We start from the raw sequence: 16,099 nt of genomic DNA, 5'->3' as shown, positions 1-16,099 counted from the left end.
GCACCATGACCACCCTTCATCAGGAACACACCGCACACGGCCACAGCCACGGCCCGGACTGCGGGCACGACCAGGTGCCGCACGGCGACCACATCGACTACGCCCACGACGGGCACCTGCACCGCGAGCACGGCGAGCACTGGGACGAGTGCGAGCCCGACGGCCACGTCACCCACGAGGCGCACGAGCACCGGCACGGGGAGGGTTGCGGGCACACCGGGGTCCTGCACGGCGACCACATCGACTATCTGCACGACGGCCACCGGCACGCCGAGCACGACGGCCACTGGGACGATCACTGAGCCGGCCCCCGTCCGTGGCGGCTCCCCGCTCTCCGCGCGCGGGGAGCCGCCGCGCGCCGTTCGGGTCGTAGGGTGGTCCCGGTCACGTTTGGCTCCCGCGCTGGACGACATACCGACTGGTCGGCATCATGAGTCGGGTCCTGTTCGTTCGTTCGTAGGAGCGATGCATGAGCCCCGACCACCCGCCCGGACTCGACCTCGACCGGCTGCGCGGCCTGCTGGACCGCGAGCACCCCGGTCTGGTGACCGGTCCGCTGACCGGAAGGCTGATCGAGGGCGGACGGTCGAACCTCACCTACGCGGTCTCCGACGGCACCTCGAAGTGGGTCGTGCGGCGCCCGCCGCTCGGCCATGTCCTGGCCACCGCGCACGACATGCGGCGCGAGCACCGGGTGATCAGCGCGCTGTACCCGACGGAGGTCCCGGTGCCGCGCCCGGTGCTGCTGTGCGAGGACGAGGACGTCCTCGGCGCGCCGTTCTACGTGATGGAGTTCGTGGACGGCACCCCGTACCGCACCTCCGACCAGCTCGTCCCGCTCGGCCCCGAGCGCACCCGCAACGCCGTGCTCTCCCTGGTGGACACGCTCGTCGGGCTGCACGCCGTGGACCCCGCGGAGGTCGGCCTCGCCGACTTCGGCCGCCCGGAGGGCTTCCTGGACCGCCAGCTCCGCCGCTGGGGCAAGCAGCTGGACGCCTCCCGCAACCGTGAGCTGGCCGGCATCGACGAGCTGCACGCGACCCTGGGCCGCCGCCTGCCCGACTCCCCCGCGCCCACGGTGATCCATGGCGACTACCGCCTCGACAACGTCCTGATCGGCGACGACGACAGGATCAGGGCGATCCTCGACTGGGAGATGTCCACGCTCGGCGACCCGCTGACCGACCTGGGCCTGCTGGTGATGTACAGCCTGCCGCTCGGCGCGCCGGACTCGCCGGTGTCGACGACCGCCGAGGCACCGGGCCACCCGGAGCCGCGGGAACTGGTCGAGCGGTACGCGGCCCGCTCGGGCCGGGACGTCTCGAACATCTCCTGGTACACGGCGTTCGCCTGGTTCAAGCTCGCCGTGATCCTGGAGGGCATCCACTACCGGTACACGCAGGGCCAGACGCTCGGGCGGGGCTTCGACCGGATCGGCGACCTCGTCCCCGTCTTCATCGACCACGGACTGACCACTCTTCAGGAAGGCTGACCGGCCATGGACTTCGCGTTCGACGCGCGCACCGAGGAACTGCGCGCCAAGCTTCTCGCCTTCATGGACGAGTACGTCTACCCGGCCGAGCCGGTCGCCGAGGAGCAGCGGGCCGCGCTGGCCTCGCCGTGGGACACCCCGGCCGTGGTCGAGGAACTGAAGGCGGAGGCGCGCAGGCAGGGCCTGTGGAACCTCTTCCTGCCCGACGCCGAGTACGGTGCGGGGCTCACCAACCTCCAGTACGCGCCGCTCGCCGAGATCACCGGCCGCTCCCCGCACCTGGCGCCCACCGCGCTGAACTGCGCGGCCCCGGACACCGGGAACATGGAGGTACTGGCCCAGTTCGCCGACGACGCGCAGAAGAAGCAGTGGCTCGAGCCGCTGCTCGCCGGTGAGATCCGCTCGGCGTTCGCCATGACCGAGCCGGAGGTGGCCTCCTCCGACGCCACCAACATCACCACGTACATCGAGCGGGACGGCGACGACTACGTCATCACCGGCCGCAAGTGGTACATCTCCGGGGCGATGAACCCGGACTGCAAGATCTTCATCGTGATGGGCAAGACCGACCCGGACGGCGGCGACATCCGGCGTCAGCAGTCCATGGTGCTGGTCCCGCGCGACACCCCTGGCGTCACCGTGAAGCGCGCGATGCAGGTCTTCGGGTACGAGGACCACTCGCACGGCGGCCACGCCGAGGTGGTCTTCGACCACGCGCGCGTGCCGGTGACGAACCTGGTCGGCGAGGAGGGCGGCGGCTTCGCCATCGCCCAGGCCCGGCTGGGTCCGGGCCGGATCCACCACTGCATGCGGCTGATCGGCATGGCCGAACGGGCGATCGAGCTGATGTGCCGCCGGGCCGTCTCCCGCCAGGCCTTCGGCAAGGCGCTCGCCCAGCAGGGCGTGGTGCACAACTGGATCGCCGACGCCCGGGTGACGGTCGAGCAGCTGCGGCTGCTGGTGCTCAAGACCGCCTGGCTGATGGACACCGTCGGCAACCGGGGCGCCCACACGGAGATCCAGGCCATCAAGATCGCCACGCCGCGTGCGGTCGTCGGCATCATCGACCGCGCGATCCAGCTGCACGGCGCGGGCGGCGTCAGTCAGGACTTCCCGCTGGCCGACCTCTACGCCGGGGCCCGCACCCTGATGATCGCCGACGGCCCGGACGAGGTGCACCAGCGGTCGCTGGCACGGCGGGAGCTGAAGAAGTACCTGTAGCCGGCGGGGGTTGCCGCCACGGATGGAGCTCCGGCCGCGTTGACGCCGCCGGAGCTCCCTCCGCACTTGTTCACACGGTGGCGAACCACAGATCGTTCGCCGAGAAGTTCTCGGCGTTCAGGATGTGAGAGATCCCCTCGCTCCCGAATACCTGCCCGAGCACGGCGGTGTCACAGCGAATGACCGGATCGTCGAACGACGGAACAGAGATCACTTCGGCATCCGGCGACGGAACATCCGGAAGGTCCGTCACAGAGACGACCAACCGGAGCCGTGTCGAGACCATCGCCACGCGCACGTCCTGAAGCAGGACGCTGAGCCATTCCTCGTCGGCCTCGTCGTCCCAGTCGACCACGGCTCCGGCCGACCGGGCCAGATTGGCGGCGATCGCGACCGCGACCTCCTCGGGCCACGCGCCGGGACGAGCGGCCAACCGCTCCAGTACGTCGGAGACATCGATCACGGCGCACCTCCCGGCTTCCGTGCACGGCTCCTCGGGAATTGCGACAGACGTTGATGCAGTGAGTCAGTTCCCCGGTCCTTCCGATCACCCCGACCAGCCCGTACTCCACGTAGACCTTGGCCTTGTCTCCGACCCGCAGGCCCTATTCCTGTTCGGGCACTCGCTCCGGGGGATGCGTCCTGAGCCAGGCCTCACCCTCGGCACGCTCCGCGGCGGAGGTGCGAGGATTGGCGGAACGCCGCACGACGTAGTCACGGATGATCTTCACCCGATGCGGATGGGGAACCACCAGGGAACCAACGGATTCCTGCCATGTGGTGCCTCGCAGGATGACGTTGCCGTCGAGCGAGAGCATGGCGAACTCGGGATGGCCCGCCGCCGATCCCAGCACTCCGGTCGCGGCGCCGGCCCCCATGATGTCCCACTCCTCTGCGAGCCGAACGCGCGCCCAGCGCAGTACGGGCACCGAGTCGTCATCGGCGTGGTTCACCCCCAACAGGAACTCCCGGTCGTCTCCCAGGAACCCGTGGTCGAGTGCCAGCCGGAACCACCCGTCGTTCGCTTTCTCGATCAACCGCGGATCGTCCCTGCGCACGGTCTCGTCACGCCGGCCGTCCTCCCGGCGGCAGCTGGTGGCGAGCCAGGCGGCCGCGACGGGCAGTGTGCCGTCGGCACCTTCCGCCGCGCACCACTGCAAGCCCGCCCTCGCGAGCGACGCCGCGAGCTCTGCTTCTTTCACGGGGCAACCTTTCTCACCCGTCTCCAGGCTCGTCGAGCCGATAGGAACCCGGCCGCCGGGGAGAATCCTGCCTCCCGGGCGGCCGGACGCGCCACGACGCTCGCGGCGGAGACCCTCAGGACCTTTTACGACCCCTTCGGTGTGTAGGGGTAGATCGCGTCGTAGTTGTGGTTCCTGACCCAGCCGATGTCACCGTGATCGTTGATCAGCACCCGGTAGCTGTTGCCGCCGTTCGGGATGTCGTAGATCTTGGCTCCGCCCCACTTCCGGGCGATCCGCAACGGCGTGGTGTCGCGCACCGTGAAGAAGTCGGGGTTCCCGTGCTCGTCCAGTCGCTGCGGGCGTCCGTTGAGCTGGATGTCCGCGACGCCCTCGTGGACGATGTTGGGGGTCTCCGGAACGGGGTTGCCCCGCGCCACCCTCTTGGGGCAGTTGTGCACGAGCACCGGCGTGGACCCGGCGAGCACATAGTACGCATGCACATCGGCGACGGTGAGGTTGTGCACGGTGGCCTGGCCGGTCCAGCGGTCGATCCCCGTCACCCGGACTGTGGCCCCGTCGGCGGCCAGCAGCCACTCGCCGGGGATGAGGTGGGTGGCGTCGATCCACTTGCCCAGTTCCGGCACCCAGAAGGGGTGGCCGTCCGTCGCGGTGACGGAGACCTTCCGCTTCTCGCCGTCGACGGACAGGGTGATCCTGACCAGGTGCTTCAGGCCCTTGCCGGTGATCTCGGCGGTGACCGCCTTGACGGTGGTGCGGCCGGTCTTCGGATCGGTGGTGAGGACCTTGTCGCCGGTTCTGATCTCCTCGATCGGCTTGGTGGTGCCATCGGCCAGCAGGACACCGGTACCAGGGGCGAAGCTGTTGCACGGCGTCCCGTCGTCCTCGATTCCCCGCGCCCCGCCGAGATAGGCCAGGAACACCTCACTGGTGATGCCCTCGATGACCTTGCCCCGGGCGACCTCCTTGGCCTCGTCCGCGCACTGGTCGGCGTGGTAGACGCAGTAGGTCGCCGCGATCTCCTTGGCTTTCGCGACGTCCTTGCCGCCGTGCAGCACGTAGAGGTAGGCCTGGCGGCATCCCTCGCGGCCGTAGCAGGCGGAGCCCGCCGTGGACGACTCGTAGGCCGGGTTGTACCAGAAGTCGTCCGTAGCCTCCCCGTTCATCCGGGGGGACCAGAAGTCGTCCGCCAGCTTGTCGATGTCGTTCGTGACCGGGGTGTTCACGGCGACCCAGTGCTTCTTCGCCGCCTGGGAGCGCTTGTAGATGTTGCCGCGGTGGTAGTCGGACGTGCCGGTCTTCGGGTCGTAGCCGACTTCCTGCTGCTCGTGCTTGCTGCAGTACTTGAGGTCGTACTGGCAGGAGTTGGGCTTGGAGCCGATCTCCGTGCCCGCCGGGTCGGAGTGGGTCAGCGGGTTGTTGTTGGCGTAGGTGTAGCCGTTCATCTGCTGCGGGTCGGTGGCCGTGAAGACCGGGTCGACCGACAGGAAGCGGCCCGTGGCGGGGTCGTACTCGCGCGCGCCGAGGTGGGTGAGGCCGGTCGCGGTGTCGGTGGTGCCGCCGACGAAGCCCCGGGTGCCGGTCCAGGTGTTCGGCACGGTGCCGCGCAGCCCGCCGAACGGCAGGGTGCGGCGCTGGGTCAGCGCCTGCGTGTCGGCGTTGACGGACAGCTGGGCGGTGCCGTGGTGGTCGGCCAGGGTGAAGGAGAAGGTGCCGTCGTTGGCCTGGACGGCCTGGTGGCCGCCGCCGAGGTCGAAGTAGCGGGTGCCCTTGGCGGTCGTGGCGCCCTTGGCCAGAGTGACTTCCGTGGCGCCCAGGTAGAGCGTGGTCTCGGTCGGGGTGCGGCCGATCAGCCGGTTGCCGTCGGCGTCGTACAGGTACTCGGTGACCTTGTCGCTGCCGCCCTCCACCGGCTGGGTCACCTTGGCGAGATGGCCTTCCGCGTCCCAGTCCAGGGTCTGGGAGGTGCCGTTGCCCAGCAGCCGGGTGTGGGTGTTGCCCGCGTCGTCGTAGGTGAAGCTGTCGGTGGACTTCACCGTGCCGGTGGTGGTGTCCACCGAGCCCAGCGTGTGCGGCCGGACCGCACCCGGATCGGGGTAGTGGTAGCTGCGCTGGGTGTCCGAGGCCCCGCTCGTGGTGGCGTGCTGGGTCTCGGTGAGCCGGTTGCCGACCTTGTCGTAGGTGTAGGAGGTCCAGTACGGGGCCGGGCCGCCGAGGACACCGGTGGCGGGTGTGGTGGCACAGGCGGTGGCCGACTGGGCCCACGCCTCGGTCAGCCGGCCGAGGTAGTCATAGGCGAAGCACTGGTTGTCGGTGCCCGAGCGTGAGGTGTCCGAGACGGACAGGACGTTGCCCGCCTCGTCGTAGGAGTAGGTGTTGTACTGGTCGACGCCCGCGACGTCCTGGCGGTCCACCCGTGAGGTGGCCAGCCGCTGGGTGCCCCACTGATAGGTGTTCGTCTCGTACGTCGTCTTGCCGCCGTTCGCGGCCAGCGAGTACTGCAGCGGCTTGCCGACGGAGCTGTAGGACGTGGTCGCGGTGAGGTTCTGCGGGCCGCTGACCTTGACGGGCCGCAGCGTGCCGTCCTCGTAGGTGTAGGCGACGGTGTTGGCGGCCAGGTCGCCGGCCTTCGGGTAGCCGACGCCCTGCACCGTGCCCGACGCGTTGTAGGTGGTCGTCGACAGGTAGGTGCCGGCGAGCGCGCCCTCGCTGGAGGGGATGGTCACCGAGGTGCGCAGGGGCCGGTAGAGCCGGTCGTAGGCGACGACGCTCGACTTGTACTCCTGGCCGCCGCTGTAGCGCGAGCTGGACGCGAGCCGGCCCTTGGCGCCGCTGATCGTGTCGTAGACCCACTTGGCGCGCAGCGTGCCGGTGGCGGAGGTGTCCCGCAGTTCGGTCCTGCGGCCCAGACCGTCGTAGACGCTGGCGAGGACGGTGCCGCGGGCGTCCTTGGTGCTGGTCAGCTGGGCGCGGTCGTCGTACTCGTTGTGGGTGGCGCCCTTGTCGGGGTCCGTGGTGTCGGTGAGCCGGCCCATCAGGTCGTACGTCCAGGTCCAGGCATTGCCCGCCGGGTCGGTGACCTTGGTCAGCTCACCGCGCGGCGAGTAGCCGTAGGACGTGGTGTCGTAGGCGGCGTCGGCGTCACGGGCGCGCAGCTCACGCAGTTCGGTGGTGTTGCCGCGGGCGTCGGTGACGGCGGTCCGCGCCGTGCCGCCGACCGGCGGGATGACGGTGGTGCGGTCGCCGCCGTAGACGGTCTTCGTGACACCGAGGACCGCTCCACCGTCGCCGTTGCCGGCGATCTGCCGCAGCTCGGTCACCCGGCCCAGACCGTCGTAGGTGTAACGGTTCTGGGTCTCCACGCTCAGCGCGTTCTCAGGCTTGAACATCGTCGTGGAGGGCGCGGTGGTGTCGGTGTAGTAGGTGGCGAACTCCTTGGCGGTCAGACCGCGTTCGTCGTAGAAGGTGTCCGCCAGCAGCGTGCCGCCGTTCGGACCGGGCGCCTGGGTCTGGCGGGGGCGCAGGAAGCCGTCGTAGAAGGCGTACGAGGTGTCCTGGGCGCCGGAGTTGCCGATCGTCTTCGTGCCCACGGCCACCGGCTTGCCGTCGGTGACGGTGTACGTGAACTCGTAGCTGGGGGTCTGGCTCGTGGTCCGGTCGGCCAGCCAGACCTTGCTGGTGCGGCCCAGCGCGTCGTACGCGTACGTCGTGACCTTGCCGTTGGTGTCGGTCTCGGTGAGCGGCTGCCCGCGCAGCGCCTCATAGGCGGTGGTCGACGTCTGCACGGTCGTGCTGTCCCCGGCCGTGGCGGGCGGGGTGGTCACCGTGCTGCTCGTCGGGAACCCGGTGGCCGGGGTGTACGCGGTGGTGGTGGTACGGCCGTCCGAACGCGCGGCGCGGGTGAGCGTGCCGGCGGAGGTGACCGTGACGTCGGCGGTCAGGTCGGTGGTGGTCAGCGCCCGTCCGTAGCCGTCGTAGGTGGAGCCGGACTCCAGATAGGCCGCGGTGGTGCCGCTGTACGTCTTGAGTTTCGCGGTCCTGGTGGCGTCGCCCTTCGTCGCCGCGGCACCGTACGCCCCGCCGTCGTAGGCGGTGCGTACGTCGGAGATGACGTCGGCCGGGCGGCTGGTGGTGGCGTCACAGGCCTTGGCCACCGTTTCGACCCGTGCCGGGGCGTCGAGGGGGACGCTGCCGGAGACGTAGGTGGTGCGGGTGCACTGGTCGTCGGCCGCGGTCGTGGTGTCACCGGCGTCGTCGGTCTGGGTGACCAGGCCGGTCGCCGGGTCGAAGGTGTTGGTCAGGGAGGTGGTGCGCCACTTGGCACCCGCGCCGTCGTCCAGAGAGGTCCAGGACCTGGTGGAGGCGGAGCCGGTCAGGTTGGCGGTGACGGTGCCCCAGTCCCGGACCTTCTTCGCGGTCTCGTTGTGCCAAGGGCGGCTCACCGTCCTGGCGAGGACCTTTCCGCCGGGCCCGGAGTAGGTGACGGTCTTGTACTCGAACCCGGCCGTCGAGGCGTGGTCGGTGATCGGGTCGCCCTCGCCGGGGTCCAGGGTGACGCTGACGTCCTTGGTGCCACCACTGGTGCTCTTGCGGTCGCCGTCCATGCCGCGCAGGAAGTAGCTGTCCGTCTGCGACTTCATGGCCGGGTCGCCGCCCTGGCCACCGGTGCGCACCCGGACGTGGCCGTAGCCGCGCCAGTCGGACCAGGTCTTGAACTTGTCCTCGGTCATCCCGTCGGTGTCGTCGTAGTGCCAGGCGGCGCCGTCCAGGTAGTCGTACCGGGTGACCTGGTCGGGGGCGCCGCCGGTGCGGTCGGTCGAGGTGACCGTGTCGACGACGTACTTGTTGAACCACTGCCGTTCCGGGTCGGTGGTGTTGTCACCGCCGATGTACTGCGGGAAGCAGCGGGTGGTGTTGGTCTCCGGGGTGGGCAGCGCGGCGAAGTCGCAGGCCGGGGCGGAGTAGCCGACGTCGATCTGGCCGCCGGACTCGTCGGCGACGGTGGACAGGCGGGCCTTGATGAAGGGCGCCCAGCCGTCGCCGGTCCTGTCGAGCCGGTTGGCGAGCTGGGTGTAGGCGAAGGTGACCTTCGGCAGGGTGATGGAGCTGGTGCCGTCGTGTCCGGTGCGCTGGATCGAGTCGAGCAGGAGCTGGTAGTCGATGTCGGCCTGGCCCCAGCGGTGGGCGAGCTTCCAGTCGTCGACCTCGCTGTAGGCGCCGGACACCAGGACCTTGGTGCTGACGCCGGTGAGCCGCTTGCGGGTGAAGAACGCCGGGGAGAGCCGGCCCTTGTCGCAGTCGGTGCCCGCGTCGCAGTTCAGGTCCCAGGGGGTGTCGTACCAGTAGAAGGCGTCCTTGGTGATCGACGAGCAGTCCGTGGAACTGTCCGGGATGCACCGCTCGGAGCTGGTGAAGTCGGCCTTGGCCAGGGCCTTCGCCGAGTACACGGAGGTGTTCTTCAGGCCGTACTCGATGCGGTCCAGGGTGCCGCCGCGGACGTAGGGGGTGTCGTCGGCCGCCTTGAGGTTGCGGCCGTAGGAGTTGGTCTCCTTGTCGTAGTAGTACGCGACCGCGTTGCCGTGCGGGTCCACGACGTAGTCCAGGTTCCAGCGCCAGCCCTGCTGGCACCAGGAGTCGGCGAAGGCGGCCGCGTGGCAGGGCTCGCCGGAGTCGTCGCCGTAGACGGGGACTGTCCAGGTGGAGTCGGTGGTCTCCTTGCCGCTCGCCCAGCCGGGCAGTCGGTTGTAGCCGAAGTAGTACTGCGTGCCGTCGGGGGTGGTCACCCGCCAGTACTCGTCGTTGCGGGCGCCGTTGGAGCGGACGTCCGAGGTGGTGCCGTAGATCCGCTCGACCTTGGTGCCGTCGTCGTCCTTCAGCTTCCAGGTGTTGGTGCCGCTGGGGACCAGCTCACCGCCGGTGCCGTTGAGCTGGAGCACCGCGTTGTCGTAGCCCCAGCACAGATCGCCGGGCACGTTGCCGTCCGCGTTCTTCACGTCGTCGTCGGAGCAGCTCTTGTAGCGGCGCTCGATGTACCCGGGTGACAGGTCGAAGCCGTCGCCGACCCAGGAGGACTGGTTGTTGGTGTTGCTGGTACGGCCGTCGACGGCGCCCGAGGAGTACGACAAAGAGAGGTTCGGGACCAGTCCGCCGGGCACCTGAGGCACCGACATCGGGTACGACCAGGCGAAGGAGCCGCTGTTGCGATCCGTGCTCCAGGTGGCGGACGCGGACAGTGAGGTGGCCTTGTAGTCGCCGAGGCCGCTGCCGGAGGCGGCGACCGCGGCGAGGACGGTGGCGGACGAGGCGCTGAGGGCGACGGACTTCGCGGTGAGGGTCTTCGTCTCGGGATCGTTGACCGTGTTCACCGGCTTGGTGGTACGGCACAGCGGCCGCTGCGGGCTGGTCAGCACACAGGCGGGCAGTTCCACGAGACGGAGGCGGTCGGCGTAGCCGCCGCCGTAGGCGCCGGCGAAGGAGGAGTAGTCGAGCACGGCGCGGACCCGGCCGGCGTCCTCCGCGCGACCGGCGCGCAGGGTGAAGACGGGGCCGTCCAGGCCGGCCTTCTGTGCGAAGACGCGGTCGAGGACGCGGGCGGCGACCTTGCCGGTGGCGGCGTCGGCGGACCGTCCCGTCCTGGTGTCCAGGGTGAGCGGCAGGCCCTTGGCGCGGGCCGGCTCGCGGCTGAGCGTGACCGTCGCCGCGCCGGGCTTCGGCCAGGCCGTGGCGGGCGGCTGCTGCGGGGTGCGCGGGGTCTTCATGACCTTGCGCGGCAGGGCCTTGCCGGCCGGACCGCCGGCGACCGCCGGTTCGGAGGCGGGCAGTGCGGGCCGGTGCCAGCCCTCGGCGACGGCGGGGGCGGTCACGCCCTGGAGCAGGGTGGCGGTCAGCACCGAGGCGGTGGCCAGGGCGATTCTGCGTCGCGGTGTGCGGAACAGGCGGGCGAGCCTGCGTGCTTCGGGTCTCATGGTCATCCCTCGTGGTCCCCTGTGCGCTCCACCGGGTGCCGGGCCGCGCGAGGCGGACGGCACCCGGTGGACGCGTGTCGAACGAGCGTGGGCAGGACGGTTCAGTCGCCGCTGGGTACGGCGGTCTCGACGCCCGGCATGCCGACGGCGAGGTGGCTGATCTGCGTGTCGGTGAGCGCGCCCTGGAAGGTCCACAGGTCCGACACCGTGCCGGGGAAGTACTCGCCCCAGGTGCTGGTGCCCGTCCTGGCGCGGCCGAGTTGGAGGTTCTGCGCGGCCTTGAAGGTCACGACGTTCTCGTCGGAGGAGTCGATGTCCGTGCAGCCGGCCACGTCCGGGTCGCCGTCCCCGTCGGCGTCCGCACAGGCCACGTCCTGGAGTTCACCGTTGACGTAGAGCTTGAGGCCGTGGGCGAACCCGTCGTAGACGACGGCGAGGTGGGTCCAGTCCTGGACGCTGAAGAACTGTCCGTTCTCCACCTGGGTGGTGGTGGCGGTCGTGGTGTCCGCGTCGGCGGTCTCGATGCGCCAGCGTCCCGGATCGTCGGATGCCGTGCCGGGCACGTAGCGCACGGCGAACGCGCTCCTGCTGGTGCCGGGCGCGCTGAGCAGGGTGACGTTCCCGGTGGGCTGGGCGGCGGCCTGGACGAACGCGCTGACGGTGAAGCTGGCGCTGGTGTCGACGGTCGGGACACCGCTCGCGGTGGCCGCGTAGTCGTCGACGCCGTCCAGGGTGAGTCCGCCGTCGACCCAGCCGGAGCCGGTCGCGGCGCCGTTGTAGAGGGTCATGCCGGCGCCGGTCGCGGAGGCGTCCAGGGTGACGGGCGGGGTGCCGGTGGCCGACTCGAACGTCCAGCGGGCGCCGATCAGCGGACGCTGCTTGAAGAGCTGCCGCACCTCGTCGCCGGAGACGGCACGGTCGTACAGCCGTACGTCGTCCACGTCGCCCTTGAGCGGGGAGGTGACGGCGCCGGCGGTGGTGAGGCCGCTGCCGAGGGTCAGCGGGCCCTCGGAGGACCAGTGGTAGGTGAAGGGCGTGCTGGCCGCCAGGACGCCGTTGACGTAGAGCTGGAGCTGGGCCGCGTCGGCGTCGTAGACGCCCACCACGTGGTTCCACTCGCCGAACCGGCCGGCCGCGCAGTTGGTGTTCGCCGGGCAGGCGGTCTGGGTGGCCCGGACCAGGGCCCCGTCCGCGGTGTCGGACTCGGGCCGGGTGAAGACCCAGCCTCCCAGCGCCGAGGAGTGGTAGAGCTCGAAGCTGCGCCGTACGGACCCGAGCTGGGAGACGGCGATCATGGACCGGGCCTCCTTGTCCTTGGGCAGCCGGACCCAGGCGGAGACCGCGAAGCTCTGGTAGGTGTCCAGGGCGGGGCGGCCGGTGGTGGCCCAGTCGTCGACGCCGTCGAAGGTCAGGGCCCGTCCGCTCACCCCGGTGGTGCCCGCCGTGGTGCCGCCCTTGAGGACGGCGTCGGCGCGCTGGCCGCGGCCGGTCACGGTGGTGGCCTCGGCGGTCTCGTCCAGCGGCCAGACCAGTTTGGCGGGCCGGCCGGTGTCGACCGGCTGCTGGGCCGCCAGCTCGGTCACCTGGGCGTCGGTGAGCTGGTAGTCGAAGAGCTGGACCTCGTCCAGGGAGCCGGGGAAGTAGTTGGAGAGGGTGCCGTAGAGCCGGGTCGCGCCGAGGACCGTGCCGCCGCGGGCGTCCCAGGGGGTGGTGAACGGTGCGCTGCCGACGAGCTTGCCGCCCACGTACAGCTTGACGACGTGGGCGGTGTTGTCGAAGACGCCCACGAGGTGGGTCCAGCCGCCCAGCCGGGCGGTGGTGCACGCCGTATCGCCGGCGGCGCAGGCCGGCTGCACGGCGCGCGCGGCGTCGCCGCCGGAGGAGGCGTCGTCGGTGTGCCGCAGGAAGACCCAGCCGCCCAGGGCGGAGGAGTAGTAGACCTCGAAGCCGCTGTGGTTCTGGCCGCCCTGGGACAGCGCGACGACCGGCCGGCCGGGGTCGTTGCCGGGCAGCTTGGCCCACAGGGAGACCGAGAAGCTCTTGCCGGTGTTGAGGACGGGCGAGTCGGTGGCCGCGTAGTCGTCGGTGCCGTCGAAGGCGAGGCTGCGGCCGGCGACACCGGTCCCTCCGGGGGTTGCCCCGTGCAGGTCGGCCGGCCAGTCGTCGCCCGCTCCGGAGACGCTCGTCGCCCCGGCGTTCTCGTCCAGCTGCCAGGACAGCCGGTCGGGCTGTCCGGAGCGCACCCGGAAGGTGTAGGTGGTGGGCTCGGAGCCGTTGCCGGCCGCGTCGAAGGCCTGCGCGGTGATGAAGTTGACGCCCGGCCTGGTGGGCATGAACTTGATCGTCTTGGTGCCGCCGCCCGAGGTGGTCAGGGTGTTGGCGCTGGTGGGAGAGGAGTTGACGCCGAACCAGTACTTGGTGACGTCGGCCGAGGTGGTGTCGATGGAGAAGGTGCCGTACCGGCCGACGCCGTCCCACCAGGGGTCGTCCGGGTTCTCGGAGTCGGAGGGGCCGTACTGCGCGGAGCTGATCGTCGGCCCGGCCGGAACGCCGGTGTCGTACATGAAGTGGCAGCCGTGCGAGCCGGTGTAGCTCCAGGCCGACCACTGGGCTCCGTCGTAGGCGCGGACGTGCCACTCGACGTGCTTGTTCTTCGGGATGGTGCTGGGCAGCGGCAGGGAGAAGTCGGAGCCGCTCTTCTTGCTCGTGGTCCGGGCCGATGTCCAGCGAGCCTTCCAGCCGGCGCCGTCGCCCGCGTCCCAGGACGCCTGGAACTGCACGGAGACCGGGTCGCCGTCGGGGTCGGTGACATCGTTGGCTCGTATGGTCGCGGCGGAGCGGATACGCACCATCTTGTCGGCGGCCACACAGGGGCCGCCCGGGCTCATGCCGAGCTGGGAGAGGGCGATCTTGGCGGGGGCGCGGTTGTACTGCACGCGCAGGTAGGCGTCGTCGGAGAACCGCTTCCAGGTGTAGCGGTCGGCCTCGTCCGTGGCCTTCATGCCGAAGGTGATGGTGGACCACTTCTTGGCCGCGGCGGTGGCGACCGCGTCCTTCACGTCGAACTCGGCGTCGGCGGCGGCGCAGCCGTCGGAGCCGTAGGCGAAGCTGAGGGTCCGCAGCCGGCCGATCCAGAAGTCGCTGTTGTCCTGGCTGTTCCAGGTGGTGGACGAGGAGATCGGCTTGGTCCGCCAGAGCTGGACCTCGCGCTTCTGGCAGGAGGCCGCGTGGGTCTCGTGGACGACGAACTCGGCGGACAGGATGGAGCGGCCGGCGAACTTTGTGGTCGGGATCTGGTAGAAGAGCCGCTTCACGTCGTACGGGGCGCAGTAGTCCCAGCCGCAGTAGCCGAGGCCGGCGTCGGAGTCGCCGTTGAACTTCCACTGCGGGGAGCCCGCCCAGTACCGGGACACCATGGTCCAGGAGGTGGCCTTGGGCGAGTACCACTGCGGGTCGATGTAGACGGGGTAACGGGTGTCGTCGCCGGTGAGCAGTTCCTTGTCGGGGGTGAGGACGAGGGTGTCGCCGCGGTCGGCGACCTCGACGCCGACCGGCGCGACACGCGCGGACTCGGCCGCGGTGGGTCCGTCGCCGTCGGGCGCGGCGGCGGTGCCGGTGGCCGCGGTCACGGCGGACGAGGTCGCACGTGCCACGGCGGGGTCGGCCTGCCCGGCGGTCCTGGCGCCGGCCGTGCCCGCGCCGGGGGCGCTCGTGCTGGAGTCCCACATCACCGGCGTGGGCGCCTCGAAGACCACGCCGCCCGCGCCCTTGTCGACGGCCTGGAGCCCGCCGGTCGCGGTCTCGTCGACGGCCATGCCGTCGGCGTTCAGCTTGAGCCGCAGCTGGGCGAGGTCGTCGCTCGCGGCGGCCGCGGCCGACTTCACCACGAGGAGCTGGGTGAAGCCGTCGGGCCGGGCGCCGAGGCGCAGGTCGACGTCGGGGAGGATGTCGGGGTAGACGGCCGTGTCGCCGTCGAGGGTCGGGGTGGGCACGGTGCCGGGCCAGGAGAGCTCGAGCGTGCGGCCCGCGCGCTCGAGGCGGACCAGCGGGCGGCCGGTGCCGCCGCCGGAGAACTCCAGTCCGACCGTGGCCGCCCTGGGGGCCACCATGCCGTCGTCCGCCTTGGCGAGCGCGGTGTCGACGGGCCGCCAGGTGCCGTCGATCCGGGTGCGGACCGGGCGCAGGTACTCCCGGGCCTCCAGGTGGCCGTCGGGGGTGGCGTAGGTGTCGCTGCTCTCGCCGCGCAGCGAGACCACCTCGACGTTCTGGCCGCTCCGCCGGGCCGCCGCGAGTGCTTCCTCCTCGGTGGCGGCGGTGGCCTCGTCGGCGCCGCCCTGTTGCGTCGACGCCCCCGTCGCTGCTGCGCTCCCCCGGGCGCCGGCGGCCCCGGTCGTGGCCGCCACCGCCGGGAGCGCTCCCAGCTGCAGCAGCGCGGCCGTCAGGGCGGCGCTCAGGCCGAGCGCCACCCCCCGCCGAGGTCTTGGCCGTTGTCTCCCCTGACGCGGCATCCCGCACCCCCCGCCTTGACATGATCAGCTCACAGGAAAGAAAAAGGTAAGAGCGATCAGTGGCGGAAGGGTGAATTCCGTCGACGGGAAGGTGAACGCCAGACGAGCAGTGATCAGGGCCGCAGGGCCCGCAACAGCAGGTCGGCCAGGTGGTCGGCGACCTCCTGGGGGGTCATGGGCCCGTCGGGGCGGTACCAGGTGGAGAGGTGGTGGACCGAGCCGAAGTGGTAGTCGACGACGAGGTCGGCCGGGGTCGCGGTGGAGAAGACGCCCTCGCGCTGACCCTCCTCGACGAGCGCGCGGAAGCGTTCGTGGTAGCGCCGGCGCTCGGCGCGCACCTGCTTGTTCTTCTCCGGGCTCAGGTGGTGCATGGAGCGGAAGAAGATCGACGCGTCGTCGAGGTTCTCGATGGTCGTGACGACCACGTCCGCCGCCGCGCCCCGCAGCCGCTTCTCGATCGGCTCGTCCGCGTTCGCGAAGGCGTCGAGCCGTTCCTGCTGGACGCGCAGCACGCGCGCGTACACCTCGTGCAGGAGGTCGTCCTTGGAGCCGAAGTAGTGGTACAGCGCCCCCTTGGTGACGCCGGCCGCCTCCACGATCTCCTGCACGGAGGTGCGGTCGTACCCCTGCTCCGCGAAGAGCCGGGTGGCGGCGGCAAGAAGCCGCTGCGGAACGGGAGCCCCGTCTCCGTCCGTCGTCCTGGGCACTGCC

8 protein-coding genes are annotated in these 16,099 nt (G+C 70.8%); 3 read left to right on the top strand and 5 right to left on the bottom strand.

Annotated elements, in window-relative coordinates:
* Positions 1-5 precede the first annotated feature (5 nt).
* The 3 genes from ACZ63F_RS33925 to ACZ63F_RS33915 all read left to right on the top strand — a co-directional run bounded on the left by ACZ63F_RS33925 (position 6) and on the right by ACZ63F_RS33915 (position 2,713).
* Positions 6-302: a hypothetical protein gene (locus ACZ63F_RS33925; RefSeq protein WP_469717028.1), complete on the top strand. Its 297-nt coding sequence runs from the start codon at positions 6-8 to the stop codon at positions 300-302.
* A gap of 167 nt (positions 303-469) precedes the next feature.
* The gene (locus ACZ63F_RS33920) at positions 470-1,492 is read left to right on the top strand and encodes a phosphotransferase family protein (RefSeq protein WP_469717025.1); all 1,023 of its coding nucleotides are present in this window, start codon (positions 470-472) and stop codon (positions 1,490-1,492) included.
* Positions 1,493-1,498: 6 nt separating this feature from the next.
* On the top strand, positions 1,499-2,713 hold the full coding sequence (locus ACZ63F_RS33915) for an acyl-CoA dehydrogenase family protein (RefSeq protein WP_469717023.1): 1,215 nt from the start codon (positions 1,499-1,501) through the stop codon (positions 2,711-2,713).
* Positions 2,714-2,783: 70 nt separating this feature from the next.
* Here the strand turns inward: ACZ63F_RS33915 and ACZ63F_RS33910 are convergent, their stop codons facing one another.
* The 5 genes from ACZ63F_RS33910 to ACZ63F_RS33890 form a co-directional block, all read right to left on the bottom strand.
* On the bottom strand, positions 2,784-3,176 hold the full coding sequence (locus tag ACZ63F_RS33910) for a hypothetical protein (RefSeq protein ID WP_469717021.1): 393 nt from the start codon (positions 3,174-3,176) through the stop codon (positions 2,784-2,786).
* Positions 3,177-3,318: 142 nt separating this feature from the next.
* Positions 3,319-3,915, bottom strand: coding sequence for a hypothetical protein (locus ACZ63F_RS33905; RefSeq protein WP_469717019.1), 597 nt, complete (start codon positions 3,913-3,915; stop codon positions 3,319-3,321).
* A 125-nt stretch (positions 3,916-4,040) separates the two neighbouring features.
* A complete protein-coding gene (locus ACZ63F_RS33900) occupies positions 4,041-10,886 on the bottom strand; it encodes a polymorphic toxin-type HINT domain-containing protein (RefSeq protein ID WP_469717017.1) in 6,846 nt (2,281 codons plus the stop codon).
* A 95-nt stretch (positions 10,887-10,981) separates the two neighbouring features.
* The gene (locus ACZ63F_RS33895) at positions 10,982-15,346 is read right to left on the bottom strand and encodes a LamG-like jellyroll fold domain-containing protein (protein WP_469717015.1); all 4,365 of its coding nucleotides are present in this window, start codon (positions 15,344-15,346) and stop codon (positions 10,982-10,984) included.
* A 155-nt stretch (positions 15,347-15,501) separates the two neighbouring features.
* Positions 15,502-16,095 (bottom strand): TetR/AcrR family transcriptional regulator, encoded by a 594-nt coding sequence (locus ACZ63F_RS33890; protein ID WP_293998386.1) that lies wholly within the window; start codon positions 16,093-16,095, stop codon positions 15,502-15,504.
* Positions 16,096-16,099 lie beyond the last annotated feature (4 nt).

Source organism: Streptomyces sp. NPDC104761, assembly GCF_055583445.1.
Note: the sequence above shows the minus strand (reverse complement) of the source record. Positions and strands in the feature narration are given on the sequence as shown.